Source organism: Pseudomonas sp. BP01 (assembly GCF_022760795.1).
Taxonomy (GTDB): domain Bacteria; phylum Pseudomonadota; class Gammaproteobacteria; order Pseudomonadales; family Pseudomonadaceae; genus Aquipseudomonas; species Aquipseudomonas putida_Q.
In genome coordinates, this window is sequence record NZ_JAFBKA010000003.1 from 220053 (window position 1) to 244825 (window position 24773).

At 63.4% G+C, this 24773-nt stretch carries 30 protein-coding genes; 9 read left to right on the top strand and 21 right to left on the bottom strand.

The window, feature by feature from the left end; all coding sequences use genetic code 11:
• Positions 1-2: 2 nt before the first annotated feature.
• From JOY50_RS04755 to purU, 5 genes are read right to left on the bottom strand one after another with little or no spacing between them, the layout of a single operon-like run.
• The gene (locus JOY50_RS04755) at positions 3-2906 is read right to left on the bottom strand and encodes a 2Fe-2S iron-sulfur cluster-binding protein (RefSeq protein WP_243054852.1); all 2904 of its coding nucleotides are present in this window, start codon (positions 2904-2906) and stop codon (positions 3-5) included.
• The gene (locus tag JOY50_RS04760; RefSeq protein WP_028613225.1) at positions 2903-3208 is read right to left on the bottom strand and encodes a sarcosine oxidase subunit delta; all 306 of its coding nucleotides are present in this window, start codon (positions 3206-3208) and stop codon (positions 2903-2905) included. The genes JOY50_RS04755 and JOY50_RS04760 overlap by 4 nt, the downstream gene beginning before the upstream one ends.
• Before the next feature lie 11 nt (positions 3209-3219).
• Positions 3220-4461, bottom strand: a complete 1242-nt coding sequence (locus JOY50_RS04765) for an FAD-dependent oxidoreductase (RefSeq protein WP_132841399.1) — start codon at positions 4459-4461, stop codon at positions 3220-3222.
• Entirely contained in the window at positions 4443-5354 is a 912-nt protein-coding gene (gene folD, locus JOY50_RS04770) for a bifunctional methylenetetrahydrofolate dehydrogenase/methenyltetrahydrofolate cyclohydrolase FolD (RefSeq protein WP_132841397.1), read from the bottom strand. Before folD ends, JOY50_RS04765 begins: the two co-directional genes overlap by 19 nt.
• Positions 5351-6217, bottom strand: a complete 867-nt coding sequence (gene purU, locus JOY50_RS04775) for a formyltetrahydrofolate deformylase (RefSeq protein WP_138736825.1) — start codon at positions 6215-6217, stop codon at positions 5351-5353. The genes folD and purU overlap by 4 nt, the downstream gene beginning before the upstream one ends.
• A 211-nt stretch (positions 6218-6428) precedes the next feature.
• Between purU and JOY50_RS04780 the strand changes: the two genes are divergently transcribed.
• The 5 genes from JOY50_RS04780 to JOY50_RS04800 all read left to right on the top strand — a co-directional run bounded on the left by JOY50_RS04780 (position 6429) and on the right by JOY50_RS04800 (position 9705).
• Positions 6429-6830 (top strand): hypothetical protein, encoded by a 402-nt coding sequence (locus tag JOY50_RS04780; RefSeq protein WP_138736824.1) that lies wholly within the window; start codon positions 6429-6431, stop codon positions 6828-6830.
• A gap of 249 nt (positions 6831-7079) precedes the next feature.
• On the top strand, positions 7080-7301 hold the full coding sequence (locus JOY50_RS04785; protein WP_016499090.1) for an MbtH family protein: 222 nt from the start codon (positions 7080-7082) through the stop codon (positions 7299-7301).
• Positions 7298-8017, top strand: coding sequence for a thioesterase II family protein (locus JOY50_RS04790; RefSeq protein ID WP_243054853.1), 720 nt, complete (start codon positions 7298-7300; stop codon positions 8015-8017). Before JOY50_RS04785 ends, JOY50_RS04790 begins: the two co-directional genes overlap by 4 nt.
• Before the next feature lie 57 nt (positions 8018-8074).
• Positions 8075-8626 carry a hydrolase gene (locus tag JOY50_RS04795; RefSeq protein ID WP_028613220.1) on the top strand — a complete coding sequence of 184 codons (552 nt, stop codon included), beginning with the start codon at positions 8075-8077 and terminating at the stop codon, positions 8624-8626.
• A gap of 26 nt (positions 8627-8652) precedes the next feature.
• A complete protein-coding gene (locus JOY50_RS04800) occupies positions 8653-9705 on the top strand; it encodes a DUF1615 domain-containing protein (RefSeq protein WP_243054854.1) in 1053 nt (350 codons plus the stop codon).
• A gap of 173 nt (positions 9706-9878) precedes the next feature.
• On the opposite strand, the gene JOY50_RS04805 is transcribed toward JOY50_RS04800, so the two are convergent.
• The 9 genes from JOY50_RS04805 to JOY50_RS04845 all read right to left on the bottom strand — a co-directional run bounded on the left by JOY50_RS04805 (position 9879) and on the right by JOY50_RS04845 (position 17422).
• On the bottom strand, positions 9879-10742 hold the full coding sequence (locus JOY50_RS04805) for a metal ABC transporter solute-binding protein, Zn/Mn family (RefSeq protein ID WP_243054855.1): 864 nt from the start codon (positions 10740-10742) through the stop codon (positions 9879-9881).
• A complete protein-coding gene (locus JOY50_RS04810) occupies positions 10739-11638 on the bottom strand; it encodes a metal ABC transporter permease (RefSeq protein ID WP_028613217.1) in 900 nt (299 codons plus the stop codon). Before JOY50_RS04810 ends, JOY50_RS04805 begins: the two co-directional genes overlap by 4 nt.
• On the bottom strand, positions 11635-12384 hold the full coding sequence (locus tag JOY50_RS04815) for a metal ABC transporter ATP-binding protein (protein ID WP_132841382.1): 750 nt from the start codon (positions 12382-12384) through the stop codon (positions 11635-11637). The genes JOY50_RS04810 and JOY50_RS04815 overlap by 4 nt, the downstream gene beginning before the upstream one ends.
• Entirely contained in the window at positions 12381-13283 is a 903-nt protein-coding gene (locus JOY50_RS04820) for a metal ABC transporter substrate-binding protein (protein ID WP_028613215.1), read from the bottom strand. The genes JOY50_RS04815 and JOY50_RS04820 overlap by 4 nt, the downstream gene beginning before the upstream one ends.
• A 16-nt stretch (positions 13284-13299) precedes the next feature.
• The gene (locus tag JOY50_RS04825; RefSeq protein ID WP_243054856.1) at positions 13300-13869 is read right to left on the bottom strand and encodes a DUF6162 family protein; all 570 of its coding nucleotides are present in this window, start codon (positions 13867-13869) and stop codon (positions 13300-13302) included.
• Entirely contained in the window at positions 13866-14186 is a 321-nt protein-coding gene (locus tag JOY50_RS04830; protein WP_138736820.1) for a hypothetical protein, read from the bottom strand. Before JOY50_RS04830 ends, JOY50_RS04825 begins: the two co-directional genes overlap by 4 nt.
• Entirely contained in the window at positions 14183-14722 is a 540-nt protein-coding gene (locus tag JOY50_RS04835; RefSeq protein ID WP_138736819.1) for a thiamine pyrophosphate-binding protein, read from the bottom strand. Before JOY50_RS04835 ends, JOY50_RS04830 begins: the two co-directional genes overlap by 4 nt.
• A complete protein-coding gene (locus JOY50_RS04840; RefSeq protein WP_138736818.1) occupies positions 14719-15912 on the bottom strand; it encodes a PepSY domain-containing protein in 1194 nt (397 codons plus the stop codon). The genes JOY50_RS04835 and JOY50_RS04840 overlap by 4 nt, the downstream gene beginning before the upstream one ends.
• A gap of 175 nt (positions 15913-16087) precedes the next feature.
• A complete protein-coding gene (locus tag JOY50_RS04845) occupies positions 16088-17422 on the bottom strand; it encodes a lysine N(6)-hydroxylase/L-ornithine N(5)-oxygenase family protein (RefSeq protein ID WP_132841377.1) in 1335 nt (444 codons plus the stop codon).
• 172 nt (positions 17423-17594) lie between these two features.
• On the opposite strand from JOY50_RS04845, the gene JOY50_RS04850 reads away from it, so the two are divergent.
• Positions 17595-18041 (top strand): hypothetical protein, encoded by a 447-nt coding sequence (locus JOY50_RS04850; RefSeq protein WP_132841374.1) that lies wholly within the window; start codon positions 17595-17597, stop codon positions 18039-18041.
• Between the two features lie 163 nt (positions 18042-18204).
• On the opposite strand, the gene pbpG is transcribed toward JOY50_RS04850, so the two are convergent.
• Positions 18205-19131: a D-alanyl-D-alanine endopeptidase gene (gene pbpG / locus JOY50_RS04855; protein WP_132841372.1), complete on the bottom strand. Its 927-nt coding sequence runs from the start codon at positions 19129-19131 to the stop codon at positions 18205-18207.
• Positions 19132-19625: 494 nt separating this feature from the next.
• Between pbpG and JOY50_RS04860 the strand changes: the two genes are divergently transcribed.
• Complete coding sequence (locus JOY50_RS04860; protein ID WP_132841219.1) at positions 19626-19949, top strand: DUF1654 domain-containing protein; 324 nt, start codon at positions 19626-19628, stop codon at positions 19947-19949.
• A 38-nt stretch (positions 19950-19987) separates the two neighbouring features.
• Here the strand turns inward: JOY50_RS04860 and JOY50_RS04865 are convergent, their stop codons facing one another.
• Positions 19988-20812, bottom strand: a complete 825-nt coding sequence (locus JOY50_RS04865; RefSeq protein WP_132842037.1) for a S24 family peptidase — start codon at positions 20810-20812, stop codon at positions 19988-19990.
• A 164-nt stretch (positions 20813-20976) separates the two neighbouring features.
• Between JOY50_RS04865 and JOY50_RS04870 the strand changes: the two genes are divergently transcribed.
• On the top strand, positions 20977-21309 hold the full coding sequence (locus JOY50_RS04870) for a hypothetical protein (RefSeq protein WP_019473702.1): 333 nt from the start codon (positions 20977-20979) through the stop codon (positions 21307-21309).
• A 145-nt stretch (positions 21310-21454) separates the two neighbouring features.
• Here the strand turns inward: JOY50_RS04870 and JOY50_RS04875 are convergent, their stop codons facing one another.
• Entirely contained in the window at positions 21455-21637 is a 183-nt protein-coding gene (locus JOY50_RS04875; protein WP_028613209.1) for a hypothetical protein, read from the bottom strand.
• A gap of 94 nt (positions 21638-21731) precedes the next feature.
• Positions 21732-22076, bottom strand: a complete 345-nt coding sequence (locus tag JOY50_RS04880) for a hypothetical protein (RefSeq protein ID WP_243054857.1) — start codon at positions 22074-22076, stop codon at positions 21732-21734.
• 160 nt (positions 22077-22236) lie between these two features.
• Between JOY50_RS04880 and JOY50_RS04885 the strand changes: the two genes are divergently transcribed.
• Positions 22237-23058, top strand: coding sequence for a shikimate 5-dehydrogenase (locus JOY50_RS04885; protein ID WP_243054858.1), 822 nt, complete (start codon positions 22237-22239; stop codon positions 23056-23058).
• A gap of 126 nt (positions 23059-23184) precedes the next feature.
• Here JOY50_RS04885 and JOY50_RS04890 read toward each other — a convergent pair whose 3' ends face one another.
• From JOY50_RS04890 to JOY50_RS04900, 3 genes are all read right to left on the bottom strand, one after another.
• Complete coding sequence (locus tag JOY50_RS04890) at positions 23185-23427, bottom strand: hypothetical protein (RefSeq protein ID WP_132841213.1); 243 nt, start codon at positions 23425-23427, stop codon at positions 23185-23187.
• Between the two features lie 97 nt (positions 23428-23524).
• Entirely contained in the window at positions 23525-24052 is a 528-nt protein-coding gene (gene gloA / locus JOY50_RS04895) for a lactoylglutathione lyase (protein ID WP_132841211.1), read from the bottom strand.
• Between the two features lie 222 nt (positions 24053-24274).
• The gene (locus JOY50_RS04900) at positions 24275-24634 is read right to left on the bottom strand and encodes a histone-like nucleoid-structuring protein, MvaT/MvaU family (protein WP_019473796.1); all 360 of its coding nucleotides are present in this window, start codon (positions 24632-24634) and stop codon (positions 24275-24277) included.
• Positions 24635-24773 lie beyond the last annotated feature (139 nt).

Sequence of the window (24773 nt, forward strand, 5' to 3'; positions counted from 1 at the left end):
GGTCAGAGCTCCTGGCGCAGGTTGTCGGGGTCGTGGAAGGGCAGTTGCACCACCTTGGCATGCACCATCGCGCCGCCCTCCACGCGGATCGGGATGTGCATGCCTGGGGTGGCCTGGTGGGCGCCGGCATAGGCCAGGCCGATGATCTGCCCCAAGGTTTGCGAGTACTCGCAGGAAGTGACATTGCCGGTGATGTCCGGCCCGTCCAGTACCAGGTGCCCCTCAAGTGGCTGCGGGCTGCCCTGTGGCAGGGTGAAGCCGACCAGCTTGCGCTTGAGCGGCTGCGCCTCAAGGATTTCGATGGAACGCTTACCGACGAAGAACGGCTTCTTGCGGCCGATGGCCCACTGCATGTCGATCTCTGCCGGGTGGGTCATGCCGTCGGTGTCCTGGCTGATGATCACATGGCCTTTTTCCAGGCGCAGCAGGCGCTGGGTCTCCACGCCGAAAGGGCGAATACCCAGGCCTGCACCGGCTTGCATCAGTTCGTCCCACAGGCGCTCGGCATGGCGCGCTGGCACATGCACCTCATACCCCAGCTCACCAACGAAGCCGACCCGCAGGATGCGTGCGGGGATGTCGGCCACCTTGCCCTGGCGTACGCCGAGGTAAGGGAAGGCTTCGGCCGACAGGTCCACGTCACCGCACACCTTGGCCAGCACCTGGCGTGACAGTGGCCCGGCCAGGTTGACGGCAGCCAGGGCGGCGGTGACGTTGGTGATGTCCACGTCCAGGCGCCACTGCGCATTCCACTTCAGCATCTGTTGATAGATGCCGTCGACGCCGCTGGTGGTGGCGGTGACATAGAAGTGTTGCTCGCCCAGGCGTGCGCAGACGCCGTCGTCTATCACCACGCCCTGTTCGTTGGTCATCAGCGCGTAGCGGGTGCGGCCGACCGGCAGCTTGGCAAAGCCGAAGGTGTACACGCGCTCCAGCAGTTCTGCGGCGTCTGGGCCGCGTACGTCCAGGCCACCCAGGGTAGAAACGTCAATCAGGCCGACTTTTTCGCGCACATGGCGGGCTTCTTCCTGCATGCAGCGCTCACGTTCCTCTGGCTTGCCGTAGTAGGCCGGGCGTTGCCAGATACCGGCAGGCATCATTTTCGCCCCGGCTTGCAGGTGGCGACGGTGCATGGGTGTTTGCCGGTACGGATCGAAGGCACGACCGGCCACGTGCGCCAGTTTTTCTGCCTGGAACGGTGGGCGGGCGGTGGTCACCCCGGTCTCGCTGATGCTGCGGCCGGTGGCATGGGCGACCAGGCGTGCAGTGGGCAGCGCCGAATGGCGCCCCTGGGACGGGCCCATGCCGACCGTGGAGAAGCGCTTGACCAGTTGTATGTCGCGGTAGCCACTGCGGGTGGCGTTGACGATGTCGCGCACTTGCAGGTCTTCGTCGAAGTCGACGAAATCCTTGCCTTTGGGGTGCGGGAAAATCGGCCAGGGGAAATTGACCTTGGCTTCGGCGCTGAACACCGGCTGCGACGGTGCTTGCAGGCCCAGCGCTGCCACTGCTTCGGCGGCCCCGCGTGTGGCATCGGCCAGCACGTTGGCCAGCGCGTGACGGCCGTTCACCGAGCCTGCGATATCCAGCCCGGCCGGCAGGTTGCTGAGGGTGAACTCGTCACGGTTGACGTCATAGGCCAGCTTGCCACCGGCCTGGCACAGCAACTGATACACCGGCATGTAGCCCGCCGACATGCACAGCAAGTCGCAGGCCAGGCGCAGGCCATGCGCGCCGACCTTGCCCTGGCCGGTGATCGGGCGAATGTCCACGCCGCTGACATGGCGCATGCCTGTTTCGTGCAGCGCTTCGTACACCGTGCTGCCCAGGTGCACGGGGACATCGCGGCGCTTCAGTTCGGCGGCCAGTGCGGCATCGGCTGGCGCGGCGCGCATATCGACCACGGCGGCTACGGCTACGCCTTGCTCCTGCAGGTCGAGGGCGGCCAGGTAGCCGTCATCGTGGCCGGTGAGGATCACCGCACGCTGGCCCGGCTTGACTGCGTACAGCTTCATCAGCCGCTGGGCGGCGCTGGTCAGCATCACGCCTGGCAGGTCGTTATTGCGGAACACCACCGGCTGATCGAACGAACCGGCCGCCACCAGGCAACGGCTGGCGCGCACCTTGTACAAGCGTTTGTGCTGGATCACCGGCAGGTAGTTGTCGGTGAACCAGCCGTTGCAGGTGGCATCCAGCAGCACCTGGATGTTCGGGTGGCCCTCGATGGCGGCCAGCAGCTCCTGGCGCAGGCTGGCGGCGCGGGTGCCGGCGATGTCGAAGCGGGCGTAGGTGAGCGAGCCGCCCAGCACCGGCTGTTGTTCGATCAGCAGCACCTTGGCCCCGGCATTGGCCGCGTCCAGCGCGGCGCGCAGGCCGGCGGGGCCGCCGCCGATCACCGCCACATCAACGAACAGATAGGCTTTGTCGTAATACTGCGGCTTGAAGCCAAGGTCGAGCACCCCCAGGCCGGCCTTCTTGCGAATCAGCGGCTCCCACACTTTCCACATGCCCTTGGGCTTGTAGAACGAGCGGTAATAGAAGCCCACCGGCATGAAGCGGGAAAACTTGCCCAGGTAGGCGTCGCGGTCATGCTCCAGGCTGCCGTTGAAGTTCTGCCCTTCGACCACCTGGCCCTCGCGGGCAAGCTCCAGGTCGGCCAGCACGTTGGGTTCTTCAGGCAACTGCACCAGGGTGTTGGCATCCTGCCCGGCCATGCTCAGCGGGCCGCGTGGGCGATGGTATTTGAACGAACGTGACAACAGCCAGCGACCGCCACCAAGCAGGGCGCTGGCAATGGTGTCACCGGCAAAGCCCTGGCAGGCCTGGCCGTCGAACTGGAAAAGCAAGGGCCGCTCGCGGTCGATCAGCAGGCCCATGGGTGCGGGGAGGCGAGTGTGGCTGTTCATCCGGCGATCTCCGGGGTGGCGGCGGGGGTGAAGTCGACCCGGCGGTCGAACAATGCTTTCGGGTCGAAGGTGCGCAGCACCTGGTCGCTCACCGTGTGGCGCTCGGCCAGAAACCAGTAGCTGGAGGCGTTGTGCAGCCACCACTCGGTCACCACCCCGGCCAGGTTGTCGCTGTTGAACACATAGTCGGCCCACTCGGCGTCGCTGCAGCTGGCCGGGTCGGGCATGTGCTTGAACTCGCCGCCGTAGGTGAACTCGCTGATGTTGCGCGGGCCGTTCAAGGGGCAGGTCAGGATCTTCATCGTTGATGCTCCTAATGGCTGGCCGCAGTTGCGCCCATTTCGTTGACTTGCTGAAAGCGGCTGAAGCGCTCCAGGGCGAAGGGGGCGATCATTTCGGGCACCTGGCCGCCGCTGGCCACCAGCTCGGCCATGGTCTTGCCGCAGATTGGTGTGGCCTTGAAGCCCCAGGTGCCCCAGCCGGCGTCCAGGTAGTAGTTGTGTACCGGCGACAGGCCCATGATCGGGCTGTAGTCCGGGGTCATGTCGGTCATCCCGGCCCACTGGCGCATCAGCTTGGCGTTGGCCATGAACGGGAACATCTCGATGGCGTGGGCCAGCAGGCTTTCCTTGAGGTCCAGGGTGGAGCGGGTGTTGTACAGCGGGTAAGGGTCGGAGCCGCCGCCAAAGACAATTTCTCCCCGGCTGGTTTGCTGCACGTAACAGTGCAGCGCCGAAGAACTCACCAGCGGGTCGAGAAACGGTTTGAATGGCTGGGTGACCATGGCCTGTAGCGGGTAAGTGTGGATCGGCGCACGGATGCCAGCCTTGGCCATCAGCAGCGAACTGGCGCCGGCTACGGCCTGGACCACACAGCCGCACTGCACCGTGCCCCGGTTGGTCTTGACCGCTTCGATGCGGCCATTGCGAATCAGCAGGTCCTGTACTTCGGTCAGTTGGTGGATTTCCACGCCGCGCTTGGCTGCCTGCTTGGCGTAGCCCCAAGCGACGGCGTCGTGGCGCGCGGTGGCACCGTCGATGTGCCACAGGCCCGCCAGTACCGGCAGGTGGCCAGGGTCGAGGTTGAGGCTGGGCACCAGTTCGCGAATCTGTTGGCGGTCGATCATTTCGGTACGCCCGCCAAAGTGCCTGTTGACCTCGGCACGCTGGCGGAAGGCGCGCACGGTGGCATCGGTGTGCGCCAGGGTGAGTTGGCCGCGCTCGGAATACATGATGTTGAAGTCGAACTCGTTCGACAGGTTCTGGAACATGCGCACCGATTCTGCGTAAAAGCGCACACCCTCGCTGGTGAGGTAGTTGGAGCGGATAACCGCGGTGTTGCGTGCGGTGTTGCCACCGCCCAGGTAGGCCTTTTCCAGCACGGCGACGTTGGTGACGCCGTGGTACTTGGCCAGGTAGTAGGCGATGGCCAGGCCGTGGCCACCGCCGCCAATGATCACCACGTCATAGCGTGGCTTGAGTTCGCACGGTGGCGGCAGGTCGACCTCCACCGGGTAGTCGGCACTCAGGCCGTATTTCAGCAGGGCGAAAGGCATGCGGTGCGCTCCTGGTGGGCGGCCTGTTGCTGCAGGTCGAGGGCGAGCAGGGTGTTTTTCATCAGGTAGGCGATGGTCATCGGGCCGACGCCACCGGGCACCGGAGTAATGCCGGCGACCTGGGGCAGGGCAGCGGCGAAGTCGACATCACCGACCAGGCGGCTGTGGCCGCCGTCATCGACGCGGTTGATGCCGACGTCTATCACCACCGCGCCGGGCTTGAGCCAGTCGGCACCGATCAGCCGTGGCTTGCCCACCGCGGCCACCAGGATGTCGGCCTGGCGGCACAGCGCCGGCAGGTCGCGGCTGCGCGAGTGCACCACGGTCACCGTGCAGTCGGCCTGCAGCAGCAGGGCAGCCATGGGCTTGCCGACAATGTTCGAGCGGCCGACTACCACTGCATGCTTGCCGCGCAGTTCGCCACAGGCGTCGCGCAGCAGGCGCATGCAACCGCTGGGGGTGCACGGGGTGAGCACATCGCGGCCCTGGGCCAGGCCACCCACGTTCTCGCTGTGGAAGCCGTCCACGTCCTTGAGCGGGTTGATGGCCTGCAATACACGGTGCTCGTCGATGTGCCCGGGCAACGGCAGTTGCACGAGGATGCCGTTTACCTCCGGGTCGAGGTTCAGGCGGTCGATCAAGGTCAGCAGGTGGGCCTGGGTGGTGTCGGCGGGCAGGCGATGTTCCAGCGAGCGGATGCCCACCTCTTCGGCGCGCAGCACCTTGTTGCGTACGTACACGTGGCTGGCGGCATCGGCGCCCACCAGCACCACGGCCAGGCCCGGTTGCACGCCGCCGTGGCGCAGTTGCTGCACTTGCTCGCGCACTTCGGCCAGCACCCGCGCGGCGGTAGCCTTGCCATCGATCAGCTTGACGCTGGGAAGGGTGTTCATTTGAAGATCACCGTGCGGTCGTGGTTGAGGAATACCCGGTGTTCAAGGTGGTATTTCACGGCGCGGGAAAGGGCGATGGTTTCGGTGTCGCGGCCGATGGCCACCAGATCCGCCGGGGCGTAGGCGTGGTCCACGCGCTGCACTTCCTGCTCGATGATCGGGCCTTCGTCCAGGTCGCTGGTCACGTAGTGGGCGGTAGCGCCAATCAGCTTGACCCCGCGCTGGTAGGCCTGGTGGTAGGGCTTGGCACCTTTGAAACCGGGCAGGAACGAGTGATGGATATTGATCGCCCGGCCCGACAGCTGGCGGCACAGGTCATCGGAGAGGATCTGCATGTAGCGCGCCAGCACCACCAGTTCGGTGCCAGTGTCCTCGACGATGCGCAGCAGCGCGGCTTCCTGTTCGGCCTTGGTGTCTTGGGTCACCGGCAGGTAGACGAAGCGGATGCCTTGGCGCTCGGCCATCGGTCGCAGGTCCAGGTGGTTGGAGACCACGGCGGTGATGTGCATGTCCAGCTCGCCCTTGGCGTGGCGGTACAGCAGGTCGGACAGGCAGTGGTCGAACTTGCTCACCATCAGCAGCACGCGCATCGGCCGGGCGCTGCTGTGCAGGCTCCACTGCATATCGAAGCGCTGGGCCACGTCGGTAAAGCCAGCCTCCAGTTGCGGCGTGTCACCGCTGATACCGGTGTTGAAGCGGAACACGGCGCGCATGAAGAAGCGCCCATTGTCCTCGTCGTCGAACTGCGCCATCTCGCTGATGTAGCAACCGTGCTCGGCCAGGTAGGTGGTCACCGCGGCGACGATGCCGGACACGGCCGGGCAACTGACGCGCAGGATGAAGTGATCGGGAGCGGGGTGCATGTCGGATAGGCCTCGTGATGGAGTGGGGCAGGTCGGGCACAAGGGCAAAAGAAGCTTCGCGAGGGGGCGAAGTGGTGTTTCTTGTCAGGAATATAAATTTCCTTTAGGCGATTTATAGGCGAAATGAGGGGTGACGGTCTAGCGGTTTGTGAAATTTTTTATCCTGACAGGAAAGTTTTTTTTGAGGCCTTTGCCGGGCTATGCTTGCTCCATGACCACACCACCGCCTCTGCGCCAACCTTGCCCTCCTGGTGCCTGCGACTGCGGCCGGGAACACTTGGTCGATCACCCGCAGGCGGCCCAGCGCATCCTCCTGCTGACCCGTCAGGAAGAAAAGCGCCTGCTTGAACGCCTGGAAAACCTCAAGGACCTCGAGGACCTGCAACGCCTGCAGCAACGCCTGTACGAAAACCTCGGCATCCGCGTGCACATTGCCCCCGGCTACAACGAAGTGCGGACCATGCGCGGTATCGTCATTGAACTGGATGACCAGCCGGGTCTGTGCCGCAAGACCCGGCAGTCGATCCCGGCGGCAATTCGGCGTGGGCTGGAGCGCAACCCTCAGGTCGCCTTCCGCCTGCTCGATACCCACGACCTGCTGCGTGATGCCTGACCTTTGATTTCTGCACCGCTTGCTCTTTGTGGGAGCGGCCTTGTGTCGCGATAGGGCTGCGCAGCAGCCCCGGCTGTTTCATTGGAAACGCCGAAATCGGGGGGCCGCTTTGCGGCCCTATCGCGACACAAGGCCGCTCCCACACGGTGGCGCGTCAGTTCCTCTAATTTTTTCAACGCTTGCTACGTCTACTTGAAAGCCCCCCTGCACCAGGCGTGCAGCGGCACTAACCATTCAAGGAGACAGGCAATGACTTCCGTTTTCGACCGCGACGATATTCAGTTCCAGGTAGTGGTCAACCACGAAGAGCAGTACTCGATCTGGCCGGACTACAAGGCCATCCCCAACGGCTGGCGTGCCGTGGGCAAGAGTGGTTTGAAAAAGGACTGCCTGGCCTACATCGACGAGGTGTGGACCGACATGCGCCCGCTGAGCCTGCGCCAGAAAATGGCCGAAGCCGCTACTCAGTGAATCCACTGAACCTGCTGTGCCTGCCGTATTCCGGGGCCAGCGCCATGGTCTACAGCCGCTGGCGACGCAAGCTGCCAGCCTGGCTGCAAGTACGCCCGGTGGAGCTGCCCGGGCGTGGTGCGCGCATGGCCGAGCCGCTGCACACCGACATGCAAGCCCTTGCCCGGCAACTGGCCAGCGAGCAGCGCCTGGCGGCCAATGCCCCCTATGCGCTGCTCGGGCACAGCCTGGGCGCGCTGCTGGCGTTCGAGCTGGCCCATGAGCTGCAAGCGCTGGGCTGCCCGCCGCCATTGGCGCTGTTCGCCTGCGGCACGGCGGCGCCCACGCGGCGTGAGGACTACGACGGCAAGAACTGGCGCGAGCCCAAGAGTGACGCCGAGCTGATCAGCGAGTTGCGCGAGCTTCAGGGTACCCCCGAGGAAGTGCTGGCCAACGCCGAACTGATGAGCCTGACCTTGCCTATCCTGCGCGCCGACTTTCTGCTCTGCGGCACCTACGCCTACCGCCAGCGGCCGGCGTTGCAGTGCCCGCTGCACGTGCTGGGCGGCGCGCAGGACCGGGCCAGCGACGAGCAATTGCAGGCCTGGCGCCAAGAGACCCAGGGCGAGTTCTCGCTGCAGATGTTTCCCGGTGGCCACTTCTTCATCCATGAGCAGGAAGACCACGTGCTCGGCGCGCTGACGGCTTCACTGGAACCGTTCCGGCTTTCTGCCTGATTGACGTCACCGCTTGCCTGGTGGAGGCTAGGCCTTTTCCCAGGCAAGGGGCGGACAATGCTGATCGATCCACACAAGGCCACGCTGCTGGTCGTCGACATCCAGGAAAAACTCATCGGCGCCATGAGCGACCCCGAGGGTACTCAGGCGCGGGCACGCTGGTTGTTGGCGGCGACCGCCGAGCTGGAGTTGCCGACGGTGATTTCCGAGCAGTATCCCAAGGGCCTGGGCCATACTTTGGCGCAACTGCTGGCCGCAGCACCGGCCGCCGAAGTGGTGGAGAAAAGCCATTTTTCCTGCGTGGCCGCCGAGTGCCTGCCGGCCAGCCTGATGGCGCGTGAGCAGGTGATCGTGTGTGGTATGGAAACCCATGTCTGCGTGCTACAGACGGTGCTTGGCCTGCTGACGCTGGGCAAGCAGGTGTTCGTGGTCGAGGATGCCTGCGACAGCCGCACCCCGGCCAGCAAGGCGGCGGGCCTGGCGCGCATGCGTGCCGCCGGGGCGCAAGTGGTGACCCGTGAGATGGTGTTGTTCGAATTGATGGGCAGTGCCGGCCACCCGCTGTTCCGCCACATCAGCAAAACCTACCTGGTCGGTGAACAGCCCTGAACGGCCGGTTACTGGCTGCCGGGTTGATGGCCCTGGCACTGCTGCAAGGCTGTGCCGGGCGCCGTGAAGAAGTCCCAGAAGCTGATCCGGCCAAGGTCCGTGCCCAGCTGCTGCGGTTGCTGCCTGCCCAGGCCAAGGATCGCGAGGGCTGGGCCAGGGACATTCAAGTGGCATTCGAAGCCCAGCGTATAACGCCAAGCAAAAGCAATCTGTGTGCGGTACTCGCGGTGACCGAACAGGAATCGACCTTCACTGCCGATCCGCAGGTACCCAACCTGGGGCGTATCGCCCGTGAGGAAATCGACCGCCGTGCCGCACGCCTGCATATTCCCAGACTGCTGGTCGACGGCGCTCTGAAAACCCCTTCGGGCAACGGCCAGAGCTACCAGCAGCGTTTGCAGGCAGTGCGCAGCGAGAAGCAGCTGAGCGAGCTGTATGACGAGGTCATTGCCCGTGTGCCGCTGGGCAAGACCTTGCTGGACGGGCTGAACCCGGTGCACACCGGCGGGCCGATGCAGGTCAGCATCGACTTCGCCGAAAAGCATGCGCAGGCTTACCCCTACAGCCATGACGGCACGATTCGCCAGGAAGTGTTCACCCGGCGCGGCGGCATGTATTTCGGTATTGCCCACCTGTTGGGCTACCCGGCCAGTTATGAACGCCAGCTGTACCGTTTTGCCGATTTCAACGCGGGCTGGTACGCCAGCCGCAACGCCGCGTTCCAGGCGGCATTGAGCAAGGCGACCGGCGTGCCGCTTGCCCTGGACGGCGACCTGGTTGCACCGGGGGCGATCATGCCAGGCACCACCGAGCAGGCCGCGAGAAAGCTCGGGGTGAAGCTGGGGCTGCGTAACCCGCAGATTCGCAGCCAGCTGGGGGAGGGTGACAGCCTGGCGTTCGAGGACAGCAAACTGTACAGCGGTGTGTTTGCCCAGGCCGATGCCAAAGCCGGCAAACCGGTGCCACGGGCGGTGTTGCCGGGGATCGAGCTGAAGAGCCCGAAGATCACCCGCAAGCTGACCACGGCGTGGTTTGCCGGGCGGGTGGATGAGCGCTATCAGCGGTGCATGAAGCGTTAGTCATGTGTTGCCTGTGCCGACCTCTTCGCGGGTAAACCCGCTCCCACAGGGTTAGCACTGACCATGAGGTCAGCGCAGTACCTCAAGGCCTTTGCAGGGATACCACTGGTTCGGAAGGCAGTGAGGTCCCTGTGGGAGCGGGTTTACCCGCGAAGAGGCCGGCGCAGGCACCATCAGCTTTCGCCCAATGCCCCCACCACCTGGTCGACACTGGCCTTCAACCCTGCAAATGCATCGTCAGGGTCACTCTCCACCACCACCAGCTTGGCCCCGGCTGCCTTGATCACTTCGGCTACAGCCGCGTCTGGCTGGCGATGGTCCAGCACCAGTGCCACAGCCTGCGCTTTCAGGTTCGCCTCCAGCGCCTTGAGCGCGGCAGCATCCCATTCGGTCGGCAGCGGCTGCTCCACCACATCCAGGTTCAACCCGCTGGCAAGGTAACCCAACCGCTCGGACAGGCTCACCACCGTCAGGTTGTCGACCTTGGCCAGGCGTGTCTGGCTGGCGGCAGAAAGCTCCAGCAACTGGCGCTTGAGCCCCGCCAGGTTGCCCTGGATCTTCGCTTTGTCACCCGGTGCCAGGCGCTCCAGGTCGTTGGCCACCACATCGGCCATACGCCCGAGGTTGGTCGGGTTGAGCCAGGGGTAGGCGCCATAGGCATCGTCACCCGAGACCGCAATCCCAGGCAGCGCGCCATCCACCGGCCGTGCGGCATCGATTTCGACGATACGGATGTTGCTGCGCCGGGCCATTGGGTACAGCGGGTCGTCTCGCCAGATCGAACGCACGCCGATCACCGCGTCGGCCTGCTGTGCGGCCTTTTCCAGGCTGGCGCCACCGCGCCCGCTGAAGTACGACGGCTGGCGGCTGGCCGGCAGGTTGGCCGGCGCTGCGCGTTTTAGCTGTACTGCAGTGCCGTCGAGCAGCGCGCTGGCCAGGCTGTGGGTGACGGGCAGGGTGGTCAGCACTTGTGTGGCAAAGGACAGCGACGGCAGGCCGGCCAGGGCCAGCGCCAGGGTAAGGCGTTTGAAATTCATGCCGGGTTTCCTTGCAGGCGGGGGACGAGGGCGCGGGCCAGGGCGGCCAGGGCAAAGCAGATGCCGGCGACCAGGATGATCGCGGCGCCTGACGGCACCGGCAGGTCGAAAACGATCGGCAGCAGGATGCCAAACAGGGTGCTGATGGTGGCAATCACCACCGACAAGAAGAAAAAGCCCTTGAGCGACTGGCTGACCAAGCGTGCGGCGGCAGCGGGGATGACCAGCAGCGCACCGACCAGGATGGCCCCGATTACCTTCACGGCGGCCACGGTCACCAAAGTCACCAGCACCACGAACAGGTAGTCCAGGGTTTTTACCGCTACCCCGCGCACCGCGGCCAGCTGTGGGTTGAAACTGGCCAGCATGATGCGGTTGTACAGCGGCAGCGCCAAGGCCAGCACCAGTACCGCGACGATGCCCAGCACCACCAGGTCCTGGCCACTGACTGTCAGCACCGAGCCGAACAGCACGTTCTCGAGGATGTGCACGTTGATCTTGCCTGCCAGCATCAGCAGCAGGCTGGCGCCCAGCGCCAGCGACACCGACAGGAACACGCCAATCAGCGTGTCCGGCGACAACCCGGTACGGTTGCGCAGGAAATTGAGCAGGATACCGAACAGCAGGCAGTAGCCGAACAGGCTGCCGTAAGGGCCGGTGTAGGGCTCGCCCAGCAGGATACCGATGGCCACGCCGGTCAGCGCGGCATGGCCCACGGCCTCGGAGAAGAAGGCAAAGCGCTTGACCACCACCAGGGTGCCCAGGCCTCCCAGCACTGGGCCGATCATCAGGCCGGCCAGCAGGGCGTTGACCACGAAACCGTAGGCCAATGCCTCGGGCAGGTAACCAGCGGTGGCCCAGTCCTGGACCAGTTGGCGAAATGCTTCAAAACTCATGAGGCAAGGCTCTCGCTACGCGGGTGAACGGAGAACAGGCCGAGCAGGCGCTCCGGGGTCAGGGCCTGGGCGGGTGGAGCGTCGAACAGCACCTTGCGGCTCAGGCCGGTTACCCGGTCAGCAAGGCGCAGCACGGCTTCCAGGTCGTGCTCGATCCACAGCACGGTGGTGCCAGCCTGGCGCCAGCCCTTCAGCAACTGCTCGAACACCTGGATACCGGCTTCATCGAGTGCCGACATGGGTTCATCCAGCACCAGCAACTGCGGCTCGGGGATCAAGCCTTGGGCCAGCAACACGCGCTGTCGCTCGCCCCCGGACAACGCACCCATGCGCCGCTTGCGCTTGTCGAGCATGCCGACTTGCGCCAGGGCCGCGTCGATGGCCGGTTGCACACGCCGGGACAGGCCGAGAAAGGCCGGGCGGCGCTGGCACATGGCGGCCATGAAGTCGTCCACGGTCATCGGCAGGCCGCGGTCGAACTCCAGGGCCTGCGGCACATAGCCAATCACTTCGCGTTCGCTCGGCCAATGCAGGGTCAGCTGGCCCTGATGCGGCATTTGCCCGAGCAGGGTCTTGATCAGCGAGCTCTTGCCGCCGCCATTGGGGCCGACGATGGCGTGCACGCTGCCTGGCGCCACGCTGAAACCGACCTGTTCAAGGATGCGTGTGCGGCCTAGCGTCAGGTCGATGCCAGCGAACTCGATGCGCGGCCCGAAAGCCGTCACCAGGTTGGCTGCGGCGGTCATGCGCGGTTCTCCTGGATGGCGCGGACCACGGTGTCGAGGTTGCGCTTCATTTCCACCTCGTACTTTTCCTTGGTGTATTCGCCATAGGAGATGTGCGTCAGCGGGTACAGGCGCACGCCAGATTCGCGCTGGATGGTTTCGACATAGGCCGACGGGAAGTCCATTTCCGAGAAGATCACCCGCACGTCCAGGGCCTTGAGCTGGTCGATGGTCTTTTTCAGCTGGGCTGGGCTGGGTTCGATGCCATGGGCCGGTTCGACCACGGCGGTCACCTCCAGGCCAAAGTCGCGGACCAGGTAATCGTAGGCGGCGTGGATGGTGGCAACCCGGAAGGTGGCGCTGGGGGCCTCGGTGACCTTGGCCAGGGCTTCGGCACGCAGGGTACGCAGACGCTTGGCGTAGGCCCGGGCATTTTGCGTGTAGAGCTTGGCGTTGTCCGGGTCAAGCTTGCCCAGTTCGCGGGCGATGTTGTTGACCTGGGCGATGGTGGTGCTGATCGACAGGAAGGTGTGCGGGTTGACCACTTTGCCAGCGCCGCGGGCGGCAATGCCGGTGGCGGCCAGCAACGGAACGTTCTGGTTGGCTTCGATGGTGTTGATACCTGGCTTTTCGCTGGCAGCGATCATGCGGTCGGCGAAATCGTCGTGGCCGACGCCGTTGAGCACCACTACATCCAGGGTGCCGATGCGCTTGATGTCCTCGGCCCGTGGTTCGTAGGCGTGGGGGTTGAAGCCCGCTGGGATCAGCGGCACCACTTCGGCCTTGTCGCCGACGATGTTGGTCACGTAGCTGTAGTAGGGGTGCAGGGTGATGCCGATGCGCAACGGCTTGCCGTTATCGGCCAGGGCCATTGCCGGCAGGGCAAGGGCCAGGAGCAGGGCGAGGGCGGAGCGGAACATGGGGAAGTCCTTGGGTTCAGTGACGGTGTTCGCGGGTAACCCCGGCGTCGTAGTGGCTGACCACCTGCTGCCAGCCAGCGGCAATCAGTGCCGCCTGGCCGAGGTCGTCCGGGGCCATGGCGGCGCTGTCGCGACGCAGCCAGATATCGGCTTGGCCAGTGCTGTCGGCCGGCAGGATCAGCAGCAGGCTGCCGGCGACTTCAGGGGCCTGGCTGCGGCCCAGGTAGGCGCCGGGCTCCAGCCACGACCATTGGTGGCCGCCACGGCTCTGGCTGCCGGCATCGACCACGAAGGGCGGCAGACCTTCTTCGGCCAGCGCCTGCACGCTAGGCACGGCAGCGTTTTCTTCACGCAGCAGCTGGATCTCGTCGAAGGCCACCCGCAGGTCGGTGTACAGGCCTTGCTCGGCGGCGGTGAGGTCGCGGCGGGCGTCAATCTGGTGGCCGGCGATGGTCTGTTCGTCTTCGCGCTCACCACGCAGCAGCACCACGCTGGCGGCGAGCACCACGATCAGCAGGCTGATCAGCAGCACGTACAGGGTTTCGTGGCCGGCGCCGGCCGGGCGAATTACTTGGGCGCGGCTCATGGCTGGGCGATATCGGCGTAGTCGACTTCCACCACATGCCCGGGGCCGGCGTCGAACAGCACGTAGAACTCGCCGTCCGGGCGCTTGAAGGTGAGCGTCGAGTCGTCGCCAAGCTTGCCGCCGACCAGCACCTGCTCGTCATAACCGATCACATCCAGGGTCACCCCGGGGGCACCGCTGCCGTCCGAGAAGCCGCCGGTGCACTTGACCTGGCCGCCGGCCGTTTCTTCGCATTCGCACATCGGGTTATGCGCCAGGGCGGGGCCGGCGGCCAGCACCAGCAAGGGCAGGGCGAGTGTTTGCATCAGCTGTTTCATTTCTTGCCTCCTTGTTTTTCGAGCCAGGCCACGGTGGCTGGCGATGCTTTGGCCAGGGGGACCGACGCCTGGTGCATGCTGCCGTCCCAGCCTTCCAGGGTGATCCAGATCTGTGCGTCGGGTTTGGTGCGCGGCGAGATCGGCAGCGAGGTGCCCATGTTGTAAGGCGCGCCGAAGAAAATCGTGCCGGCGGCGCGCAGGCTGCGTGGTTTGCCAATACGCAGGTAGGCTGCCTTGACGTCCTTGACGCACGCCTTGCACAGCGACGCATTGAACGACTTGAAGTAGCCGGCGGGGCCGTCGGCACGTGGCGCCTCGTCACGCAGTTCGGCCAGGTCGAGGCTGTACGGGCCAACCTGGATATTGCTGATCACGTTGGCGCCAAGGCCGGCTTCGCCGCGGAACAGTTTTGCGTCGGCGAAGTACTTGGGCATGAAGCCCAGCGGGATGAGGATCAACAGGATGTTCAGGTGAAAACGCCACTTCAGCCATAGCTGCTTCAGCGGGCTGGCGGGCAGGGCTTGGGCTTGGCTCATGAGTGGATCTCCACGGTGGTTTCACTGCGTGCCGCACGGGGGGCTCGCCCGCTGCGTTTGAGGGCGGCGGCGGTGGCCTGGGCGGTGCGTTTGGTCCAGATCAGCAAGCCGCTGAGCACCATCAAGGTCAGGATCAGCCCGAAGAAGAACCAGATCAGCTTGATCGGCAGGCCGCCGAAGTCGCCGGTGTGCAGCGGGCGCATGGATTCGGTGACGAACTCCAGCGCCGAGCGGTCGCTGATCAGGAACTGGCTGTCGACATTGCTTGTGTACGGGTTTACCGAAGCACTCTGGAACATCAACGGGTACCAGCCCGGGCCGGACAGGGTGATGTGGCTGTAGGCGGTGGCGGGAAGCGAGATGGCATTCACCTCCAGCCCCGGGATCGCCAGGCCGGCGATGCGCGCTGCCTCATCCAGGTCGATGCGTGAGGCCGGGCTGCCATCTTGGGTCTGTGGCACTTCTTCACGGGCAATCACCGGCACGATGGGCCGGCTGGATATGGTGATGTGGTTGTCGAACAGGATCGCCTGGATCAGGAACCAGGTGCCGGTGATGGCAATGACCGCAATGAACCAGATCGACCACACCCCGGCCAGGCGGTGCACGTCACCCCAGAAAATCCGCGAGCCATGGCCGGTGCGCACGGGTTTGAAAAAGCCCTTCCAGAACTTCTTGTACACCACCAGGCCGGTGACCAGCGAAGCCAGCATAGGCAGGCCAAGCAATGACACCAGGTACCAGCCCCAACTGAAACCGTTGGTGAACGGCACCAGCCACCAGCCATGCAGGGCGCGGGTGAAGGCTTCGAAGTTGAAGTCCGGGGTCTTGCCCTGAATGGCCGCTGTGTAGGGGTTTACATACAGCGTTGGGCTGGTGCCGTCAGGCAGGGTGACACTGGCTTTTACTGCGAAGTGCGAACCATCCGGCTGGCTCAGGCGCTCTACCACCATGTCCGGCTCGGCCTTGTTCAAGGCTTCCAGCACCTGCTGAAAGCTCAAACGCTCGACGTCTGCGTCGGGCTTGTTGGCACGCACGGCCGGGTCGGCGAGCCAGACGATCTCCTGGCTGACCACGGCGAGCATGCCGGTAAAGCAGACGATCAGCACAAAGAACCAGATCGGCAGGGCGAGCCAGCTATGGACCAGGAACCACAGCCTGGATTTGGATTTTTTCGGTGATTTGGCCATCAGACGGTCTTCTGCAATGGGTGGTCGAGCGTATGCCCAACCAAAGAGGGCTGTACTGATAAGGACGAATGAGAATTGAAAACCTGCCGATTTAAATGCAAGCAAATGTTTCTAAATGCAAAGCCGGCCTGCGCGCGAGGCGTCAGGCCGGCTTTGAAGGCATGCAGTAGAAAGGTCAGGCGCGGGTCAGGGCCACTGCCGGTTGCGGTTTACCGTGCAATTGCGCCAGGTCCTGGTACAGCGCTCGGCCGATTTCCGCAGCGCGGGCCGGCAGCACCGAGAGCAGTGTGTCGCTCAGGCCGTGACTGGTCTCGCAGAAGCCCTGCAGGTACACCGAGGCCTGCAGATCGGGGCTGGCCAGTACGCGGTAATTGCGATCGACGCTGAAATCGTCCAGGTAACCGGCCAGCGGCGCCAGTAGGTCACGGTGCGAGCGGCGCTCGTAGCCGGTGGCGAGGATCACGGCATCGTAGCGGTGGGTTTGCTGCTGGCCGGTGGCGAGGTCGCGCAGGGTCAGTTCCAGGCCTTCGCGGGTAGCTACTACGGCTTCGACCTGGCGGCGGCACAGCACGTTGTGACGGTGCTGGTGGGCGACCTTCTGCCGGTACAGGATGCCGTAGATGCGTTCGATCAGGTTAAGGTCCACCACCGAGTAGTTGGTGTTGTGGTATTCGCCCAGCAGTTTGCTGCGCTGGTCGGCCGGTTCGTTGTAGACCAGGTCGGTGTAGTCCGGCGAGAAGATCTCGTTGACGAACGGGCTGTCGTCGGCGGGTTTGAGGGCCGAGCCACGCAGGATCATGTCGACCTTCACCGACGGGTAGCTGTCATTGAGATCGATGAATGCCTCGGCGGCGCTTTGGCCCGAACCGATCACTGCGATGCGCATCGGTTTGCCGGCGGTGCACGGCAGCTTGTTCAGGCTGCTCAGGTACTGGGAGTGATGGAATACCCGCGGGTCGTCCTTGAAGGCACCGAACTTTTCCGGGATTTTCGGCGTGCCGCCGCTGCCGACCACCACCGAGCGTGTTCGGCGGCTGTATTCGCGGCCCTGGGCGTCGCGCGAAACCAGGCGCAGGTGCTCGACCCGGCCAGCCTGCACCTCAGGTTCGATGCGCAGCACTTCCTGGCCGTACACCGCCTGGGTGGCAAAATGTTCGGCGGCCCAGCGCAGGTAGTCGTTGTACTCCAGGCGGCAGGGGTAGAAGGTACCGAGGTTGATGAAGTCGGCCAGGCGCTGCTTCTGGTGCAGGTAATTGACGAAGCTGTAGGGGCTGGTGGGGTTGCGCAATGACACCAGGTCCTTGAGGAACGAGATCTGCAGCTCGCTCTGGGTGGCCAGGGTTTCGCCGTGCCAGCGGTAGTCCTGCTGCTTGTCGATAAACAGTGCGTCGAGGGCGTGGCCCTGGGACTCGGCGAGTTCTTCCAGAGCAATGGCCAAGGCCAGGTTGGAAGGGCCGAAGCCCACGCCGATCAGATCTTTGATGGTTTCCTGCTGTGAGGACTGGCTCATGGCTGCGATTCCCTGAATGGTCGATATGGAGGCCCGCCGGGGCTCCGGCTCCTGCGCAAGTACATGTGTTGGAACGAGCCAGTCGCGGGGGAATTTAGGCGGGCTAAAGAACTGTGCGCAATGGCCGATAGGGGGTTACGGCAAGGACTTATCTTTCAGCCAGGGAATAGACATGAGCGCAATTACGGCTAGCAACCTGATGATCAACGGCGTTTCAGCGCAGACGCTGAGCGCCAACGCAGCCACTGAACGCGAACAGGCAAAACAGGCCGGTGAGGCGCTGGGCCCTTTGAGCATCAGTAGCGACAGCATGAAAGTTTCAGCGGGTAGCCAGGCACAACCTGCGGACAGTGAAGACAGTGGCGAGTCAGAGGCCGTATCCGAGCTGCGTCAGCTGATCAAGGACCTGCAGAAGCAACTGGTCGAGGAGCAGAAGCAGTTGGCCGCGCTGCAGAACAGCAAGATGGATGAAACGGCCAAGGCGGCTGCGGTGGGCGCCAAGCAGGCAAGCATTGCCACCATCAACGGGCAGATCATGGCTGCCACGGCGCAGCTGCTGGAGCTGTTGCAGCAAGAGGGTGGCAGCAGTTCGGGCGGGATGGTCAGCGCCACGGCCTGACTGTCTCGCGCAACAACCTGTAGGAGCGGCCTTGTGTCGCGATGGGCCGCAAAGCGGCCCCAGGATTTCAGCTTCGCCGCATCAATTGCCGGGGCCGCTTTGCGACCCATCGCGACACAAGGCTGCGCCTACACAGGTTTTGCGCAGCGCCAGGGCCAGGCGGTTATTCGGACGCTATGCGCCCCTTGTTCTGCCGCTCGCTCTTGTACTGCATGGCCACTGCCGGTGCCGGCTTGGCTGCGCCGGTCTCCAGCCACTGGCGCATGCGGCTGGCATCGGCAAAGTGGGTGTACTTGCCGAAGGCATCGAGGATGACCATGGCCACCGGGCGGTTGTCCATGCGGGTCAGCAGCACCAGGCAGTGCCCGGCTTCGTTGGTGAACCCGGTCTTGGTCAGCTTGATGTCCCAGTTGCTCTTGTTCACCAGGTGGTCAGTGTTACGGAAGCCCAGGGTGTAGTTGGGCTTGCGGAAGGCCACGGTCTTTTCACGGGTGGTCGACAGGTCGCTCAGCATCGGGTACTTGCGCGAGGCCATCAGCAGTTTGGCCAGGTCGCGTGCGGTGGACACGTTCTGCGTCGACAGGCCGGTCGGCTCAACGTAGCGAGTATGTGCCATGCCCAGGCTGCGGGCCTTGGCATTCATTGCCTTGATGAACGCCGGGTAGCCGCCGGGGTAGGCGTTGGCCAGGCTGTTGGCCGCACGGTTTTCCGACGACATCAGGGTAATCAGCAGGGTCTCGCGGCGGTCGAGTTGGCTGCCCAGGCGCACGCGGGAATACACGCCTTTCATTTCCGGGTTGTTGGCGATGGTCATGGTGAGCATTTCATCCATGGGCAGCTTGGCATCCAGTACCACCATCGCTGTCATCAGCTTGGTGACCGAGGCGATCGGCACCACGCGGTCGGCGTGGCTCGAATACAACTCCTGGTTGGTATTCAGGTCGACCAGCAGCGCGCTGCCTGAAGCCAGATGCAGCTTGGACGGGTCACGTTGGACTTGGGCCGGGGGTTGTGCAGCAGCTGTCGACGGAAGGGTCGCGGTACCTGTGAGCAACAGCAGCAGGCTGAGGATGGACAGGGATGTTTTCACGTTGAGGCTCACTAAAAGGTGGTATGTCGTTGGCTGTGCAAGGGTTTCCCCCAAACCGCTGCATTGTGGAGTATGGCCTAAACGCTGTCGAATGCCTTATGACTAAAGGGCGCAAGGTGAACGAAATTTAATCCTGTGCTTTGTTAAAGGCGCATCAGTATGCAATGAGGTATGCCGCTACGCCCTTGGCAAGGCGCCAAGGCTTCCAGAGTGAAAGATGATCGAACAATCGGCTGTAGTTGCCCGCCAGCCCTGCAACCGCGAGGTAGACAAACCACTTTCGCAGCAATCTGGAGAACTTTCTTTTGATGAATCGCAACAATGGGCACACCTTGGAAAATGGCACCGTCGAGTTTACCGGGTCAGTCGGGTTGTAGGGCCGCCGTAATTACCTGTGGGCGAAATTTTTCTGCGGCGGGGCTTTACGCTGGATTTGGCGGTGAGATAAGCTTTCCTGGAATACTGTACGAATATACAGCTATCAGGATGGGAATATGTCTAAGCACATGATGGCAGCACCTCAGCAGTGCCAGGAAATGACCGGGGTAGAGCGGCTTGGCTTGCGGGTTTCGTCGATGATCAACCACCCGGTCGCGCAGACGCAGCGCTGGGTCGTTGTGCATCGCCTGGAGACCGACGGTGACGCGGAATGGGAGGAAGTGATGGGCCGGCTGCTGGAAACGCCCGAGCTGGACCTGACCTTCAACGATGACCAGAGCGTGACAGTGCGCTGGGCGCGCAGCAGCGTGGAAGAGCGTGACGACTTTATCGTTGGGCAGGACAGCGAGGAGCGTGTGGAGGCGGCGGCACCTTTCTAGCTACCAGCAAACGCCCGCCGGGCCGGGCGGGCTTCGTTCTACACAAGGTGGGCATTCCACACCAATAGCACCCTGGCCTGAATGTAAGTCTCTTCTCGGCGAATCATGCGGTCTTTGTGCCGCGAATTGTCGGAGATCATCTCGAAATGGTCCTCATCAGCGATCTGCAGTCGCTTGATGTAGATGTGGTCGCCCCAAGAAAAGAAGTAGATGCCATCGCCAACGAACTCGCGAATGCTGACATCGACGATCAGCGGGTCGCGGTGCTTGATGGTCGGCTCCATCGACTGGCCCCAGCCCGTTACCATCTTCAGGTGGTGATGTTCTGTGAACGCCACACCCAGTTCGCGCAGATGGCTGGGGCTGACGCGAACGTCCTTGAACATTTCGGGGTAGTCGTGGGGGATCTGGCCCCCGCCCATGGCAGCCCGCACATCGTAGTGGGCAATCCACACCTCGTCACCGACCAGGCCAGGGCGAACACGCTCAGCCTTTACCAGCGTGGCATCCTGCGGTTCTTCTGCAGCGGCCAGCAACCTTTGCCGGGTTTCTTCAGGGATGCCTCTGCCGCTTCTGGCAAGCATCTGCTTGACCAGGTCGGCCGCCGAAAGCTTGCCGTCGCCCGTTTCGACCGACGCCTGCACAGGGTCGCCTGCCGACAGTGCGTCGAACCAACCCCGTGGCAAACCTTCGATGCCCTCGATTCTGCGGGCCACGTCATCGCCCAAGTTTTTCGCGGTCTTGTCGGAAAGGATCTGGCTCAGGTGTGCAGGCGCCATGCCCCAGCGTTCTGCGCAGGATCCCTTCCTCTGGCTGCCAATGAGCTTGACCAGGTTGTGCTTGCGAATGTCGTAGATGTCCATGGGGCGAAGCATGCCAGTGTTTAGCTTGCTGCTAAATGTGCGCATGGCTAAATTGGCTCTTGTGGTGTAGTTAGCTGTAGGCTAAATTAAATGCACAAACAAATAAAGCCAGCGAGACATTTTTCTCCCGGGCTCATCGCATCATCATCTGTAATGAGGTTCACATGGATCCGACCGACCTCGGCCTGGGCACAGTCACTTGGCTGAGCGGAACGGGCACTGTGTTACTGGGGGCATTTCTATGGCTGCGCAAGTGGTTGTCCAGGGATGCAACCGAGCGTGCGATGGACAGCGCAGATATTGCAGTCATCCGCCGACTGACCGAGCTGCTGGACATTGAGCGGGATGCTCGCAGAGAGGCAGAGGCCAAAGCTGACCAATTTGCCCGGGAGCGCAACGAGCTGGTGTTAAGCGTAGGGCGGCTACAAGGCAAGGTCCTGGCGCTGACCAGCCAGTTGGCTGTGGCGACAAAAATCACTGGCCCGAAAAAACTGTAGGCGCGAGCGTGCATCGCGATGCGCCGCGTGGGCGGTGCTCGATTTGCGCGCCACCTCAAACTTCCAGCCAGGCGTTTTGGCAAAAAAAAGCCCGCCAGATCGGCGGGCCATAAGGGCGTAGGGAGCAACGCACAACAAATTCGGGTCAGGCGACCAGGGTGCCTGGTTGCAACTGCTCGACCAGGGCCTGGGCCGAGGCAAGGGTCGGCATCGGGCCGCTTACGGCTTCGCCGTTGCGCACCAGGTACCAGCATGCCAGCAGGCCCTGCTCACGCAGTGAAGTGGGAACGGCGCTGCCGACAACGGACATGATCTGGATAGTGGCCATGTGGACCTCCTGTGAAACATGGCTCTACCATACGCAGCAGCCTGAGCGGTTTGAAATCAACTTCGTCGATAGTGGTCATTAGTTCTATCAACCGTTACCAGCGCGGCGGGCCGTAATACACCGGTGGCGGGCCGTAGTAGGTGCGGTAGCCCGGGGGTGGCGGTGCCGGCGCGTAGTACGGTTGGTAGTACACGGGTTGCGGCGGCGGTTGCACGTACACCGGCGGCGGCCCGTAATAGACCGGCTGGCGTTCGACGTACACGGTACGGTCACGCCCGCCATAAACCGTTGCCCCCACCACAGCACCGACCACCGCCGCACCCAGGATCGGGCCCGGCCCATACCAGCCACCGCCGCCATGGCCGCCGTGGGCAGCAGCGGGCCCGCTGATGGCCAAGGCGCCGACCAGCAGGGCGATTCCGGGAATGTGACGGCTCATGGAGCACCTCGCAGAGAAACCCCACGTTCGGGGCCTTACTAATATGACTCCAGTCTCTGTCAGCTGAGCACAGGGGAACGGTAAAGGTTGTGTAAGGGACGACCAGTGGTTGCCTCTGTTACGCTGCACAAACGTTTCAGTTATGACAAAGGAGCAGGTTATGTCGACAACTCCCAGCAGGGATACCGTGCTGTGCATCTCCCTGGCCGGCCGCCCCGGTACCTTCGGCGTACGTTTTCACAACCACCTGTACCAGCAGTTGGGCCTGGACTTCTACTACAAGGCCATGTGCACCGATGACCTGCCTGCGGCGGTGGCGGGTATCCGCGCGCTGGGTATCCGCGGTTGCGGCGTGTCGATGCCGTACAAGGAGGCGTGCATGGCCCTGGTCGACGAAATCGACCCGTCGGCGGCTGCCATCGAGTCGGTCAATACCTTGGTCAATACCGATGGCCACCTGAAAGCCTACAACACCGATTACCTGGCCGTGCGCCAGTTGCTGGCGCAGCATCAGGTCGATCCGGGCACCGCCTTTGCCTTGCGCGGCAGTGGCGGAATGGCCAAGGCTGTGGCCAGTGCCCTGCGCGATGCCGGCTTTGCCGAAGGCGTCATCGTTGCGCGCAACGAGCAGGCCGGTCGGCAACTGGCGGATGTGTGTGGTTATCGCTGGGTGCCGGAGCTGGGCGACATTTGCCCGCCGATGCTGGTGAACGTGACGCCGATCGGTATGGCAGGCGGGCCGGAGGCAGAGGCGCTGGCGTTTTCCGAGCAGGCCATAGCGGCGGCGGAGCGGGTGTTCGATGTGGTGGCGATGCCGGAACAGACGCCGTTGATCCGCCGGGCCCAGGCGTTGGGCAAGCCGGTGATTACCGGGTTGGAGGTGATAGCGCTGCAGGCGCTGGAGCAATTTGTGCTGTACACCGGGGTACGGCCGACGCGGGCGCAGGTAGATGCGGCAGTGGCTTACGCCCGGGATATCTAGTTACTCCTGTGCTGGCCTCTTCGCGGCTAAAGCCGCTCCCACAGGTACAGCGCAGCCACTGAAATCTGTGAAGTACCTGTGGGAGCGGCTTTAGCCGCGAAGAGGCCGGTACAGGCTATACCAGGGTCAGAACACCTTGTGCCCGTAATCCAGCTGCTGGTCGACCAGGGCCCGACCATGGGCCAGCGACACATGCTGCGCATTCTCAAGGTCGGAGAAAAACTTCATTGGCATGGACAGACGCTTGCTGGTATGCCCGTCGGGCGCGGTGATCAGGCAGCCGGCGGCGTAGGGCAGGGGGGAGTCGGGGTGGGGCATCACGCTGGCGGTGATGGTGTGCTCGCGGTATTCACAGTGAAGAGATTGCATCGTCCTTACCTCGCTGTGGCATATGAAGCAGTTACCTTCATATACCACAGCAAGGGGCCGGGAGTTCCCGGTCCGACGAGCGAACGGCGATGAACGCTTAGCCTTTGAGCTCGGTCGGCTGGATCACTTCTACCCAGTAACCGTCCGGGTCCTTGACGAAGGCCAGGTGGTTCATGCGCCCGTCCTGCAGGCGTTTCTGGAAGGGCACTTCCAGTGCTTCGAAGCGCGCACAGGCGGCGCGCACGTCCGGCACCGAGATGCAGATGTGGCCAAACCCGCGCGGGTCGGTGTTGCCGTTGTGGTAGGCGAACTCGGCATCGTTTTCGGTGCCGTGGTTGTGGGTCAGCTCCAGTACGCCAGGGATGGACTTCATCCACTGGTGGCGTGCTGCGTCATCGGCGGGAATCTGCGCCGGGTCGACCAGGGCCAGGAAGTACAGGCTGAAGGCGGCTTCGGGAAAGTCGCGCTTGTCGACTACGCGAAAGCCCAGCACGCGGGTGTAGAAGTCCAGCGACTTCTCGATATCCTTGACCCGCAGCATGGTGTGGTTGAAGACGAATTGTGCGGTAGCGGCATCCGGTTGGGCGGTGACGCCAGGCAGGGTTTGCAGATCGTGCAGGCTCATGGGAACTCCTGAGACGGGGCCGGGCGCAGGGCACCGGCAAAACAGACAGGCTGGCCATGATACGGCAGTGCGCTGATTGCGCAAATGAAAGCGCCCTGCACAAGGCAGGGCGCTGGAATTAGAGGCCCGCATGTGCGGGCGCGTGGGGTCGCTAGTCCTTTAGCTGTCTCGATACTGAGCCAGCCCTTGTGAAAAAAGTGTGAAGTGCGCGTGGACGTTTCATCAGCGTACCCAACTTTCTACCGTGGCGCCTCCGTACTGTTCTTTCCAGGCCTTGAGGCCACGGTGGTTGCCGCCCTTGGTCTCGATCCGCTCGCCGGTGTGCGGGTTTTGATAAACTTTTACCACCCGCGGGCGGCGCTGTTGCTTGGGCGCTGGGCTGGTAGCCCTGCCCACCGCCTTGGGGTCGAGGATGGCGATGATATCGCGCAGGCTCTTGTCGTAGCTTTTCATCAGGCCGACTAGTTTCTGCTCGAATTCGATTTCGCGTTTGAGGCCGGCATCCTTTTTCAACGCCTCCAGTTGCGCCATCTGCTCCTGGAGCGCTTTTTCGGCAGCACGAAACTCTGCAAGTCTGGACACTGTAATCACTCCTGTACGTCAGTCGTGGCAGGGCGTGACGAACATTGAATACGCATAAAACGCCAGCCACGCGGGTGGGTTCCGCTGTTCGCTGATATCGAGTGTAGTCATTCATGGGTACTGGGTAAACTGCTAACTT

Excerpts from the sequence above, each read along its gene's own strand:
- JOY50_RS04755 (WP_243054852.1), bottom strand. The coding sequence starts at position 2,906 with ATGAACAGCCACACTCGCCTCCCCGCACCCATGGGCCTGCTGATCGAC.
- JOY50_RS04760 (WP_028613225.1), bottom strand. The coding sequence starts at position 3,208 with ATGAAGATCCTGACCTGCCCCTTGAACGGCCCGCGCAACATCAGCGAG.
- JOY50_RS04765 (WP_132841399.1), bottom strand. The coding sequence starts at position 4,461 with ATGCCTTTCGCCCTGCTGAAATACGGCCTGAGTGCCGACTACCCGGTG.
- folD (WP_132841397.1), bottom strand. The coding sequence starts at position 5,354 with ATGAACACCCTTCCCAGCGTCAAGCTGATCGATGGCAAGGCTACCGCC.
- purU (WP_138736825.1), bottom strand. The coding sequence starts at position 6,217 with ATGCACCCCGCTCCCGATCACTTCATCCTGCGCGTCAGTTGCCCGGCC.
- JOY50_RS04780 (WP_138736824.1), top strand. The coding sequence starts at position 6,429 with ATGACCACACCACCGCCTCTGCGCCAACCTTGCCCTCCTGGTGCCTGC.
- JOY50_RS04785 (WP_016499090.1), top strand. The coding sequence starts at position 7,080 with ATGACTTCCGTTTTCGACCGCGACGATATTCAGTTCCAGGTAGTGGTC.
- JOY50_RS04795 (WP_028613220.1), top strand. The coding sequence starts at position 8,075 with ATGCTGATCGATCCACACAAGGCCACGCTGCTGGTCGTCGACATCCAG.
- JOY50_RS04800 (WP_243054854.1), top strand. The coding sequence starts at position 8,653 with ATGGCCCTGGCACTGCTGCAAGGCTGTGCCGGGCGCCGTGAAGAAGTC.
- JOY50_RS04805 (WP_243054855.1), bottom strand. The coding sequence starts at position 10,742 with ATGAATTTCAAACGCCTTACCCTGGCGCTGGCCCTGGCCGGCCTGCCG.
- JOY50_RS04810 (WP_028613217.1), bottom strand. The coding sequence starts at position 11,638 with ATGAGTTTTGAAGCATTTCGCCAACTGGTCCAGGACTGGGCCACCGCT.
- JOY50_RS04815 (WP_132841382.1), bottom strand. The coding sequence starts at position 12,384 with ATGACCGCCGCAGCCAACCTGGTGACGGCTTTCGGGCCGCGCATCGAG.
- JOY50_RS04820 (WP_028613215.1), bottom strand. The coding sequence starts at position 13,283 with ATGTTCCGCTCCGCCCTCGCCCTGCTCCTGGCCCTTGCCCTGCCGGCA.
- JOY50_RS04825 (WP_243054856.1), bottom strand. The coding sequence starts at position 13,869 with ATGAGCCGCGCCCAAGTAATTCGCCCGGCCGGCGCCGGCCACGAAACC.
- JOY50_RS04830 (WP_138736820.1), bottom strand. The coding sequence starts at position 14,186 with ATGAAACAGCTGATGCAAACACTCGCCCTGCCCTTGCTGGTGCTGGCC.
- JOY50_RS04835 (WP_138736819.1), bottom strand. The coding sequence starts at position 14,722 with ATGAGCCAAGCCCAAGCCCTGCCCGCCAGCCCGCTGAAGCAGCTATGG.
- JOY50_RS04840 (WP_138736818.1), bottom strand. The coding sequence starts at position 15,912 with ATGGCCAAATCACCGAAAAAATCCAAATCCAGGCTGTGGTTCCTGGTC.
- JOY50_RS04845 (WP_132841377.1), bottom strand. The coding sequence starts at position 17,422 with ATGAGCCAGTCCTCACAGCAGGAAACCATCAAAGATCTGATCGGCGTG.
- JOY50_RS04850 (WP_132841374.1), top strand. The coding sequence starts at position 17,595 with ATGAGCGCAATTACGGCTAGCAACCTGATGATCAACGGCGTTTCAGCG.
- JOY50_RS04860 (WP_132841219.1), top strand. The coding sequence starts at position 19,626 with ATGTCTAAGCACATGATGGCAGCACCTCAGCAGTGCCAGGAAATGACC.
- JOY50_RS04865 (WP_132842037.1), bottom strand. The coding sequence starts at position 20,812 with ATGGACATCTACGACATTCGCAAGCACAACCTGGTCAAGCTCATTGGC.
- JOY50_RS04870 (WP_019473702.1), top strand. The coding sequence starts at position 20,977 with ATGGATCCGACCGACCTCGGCCTGGGCACAGTCACTTGGCTGAGCGGA.
- JOY50_RS04875 (WP_028613209.1), bottom strand. The coding sequence starts at position 21,637 with ATGGCCACTATCCAGATCATGTCCGTTGTCGGCAGCGCCGTTCCCACT.
- JOY50_RS04880 (WP_243054857.1), bottom strand. The coding sequence starts at position 22,076 with ATGAGCCGTCACATTCCCGGAATCGCCCTGCTGGTCGGCGCCTTGGCC.
- JOY50_RS04885 (WP_243054858.1), top strand. The coding sequence starts at position 22,237 with ATGTCGACAACTCCCAGCAGGGATACCGTGCTGTGCATCTCCCTGGCC.
- JOY50_RS04890 (WP_132841213.1), bottom strand. The coding sequence starts at position 23,427 with ATGCAATCTCTTCACTGTGAATACCGCGAGCACACCATCACCGCCAGC.
- gloA (WP_132841211.1), bottom strand. The coding sequence starts at position 24,052 with ATGAGCCTGCACGATCTGCAAACCCTGCCTGGCGTCACCGCCCAACCG.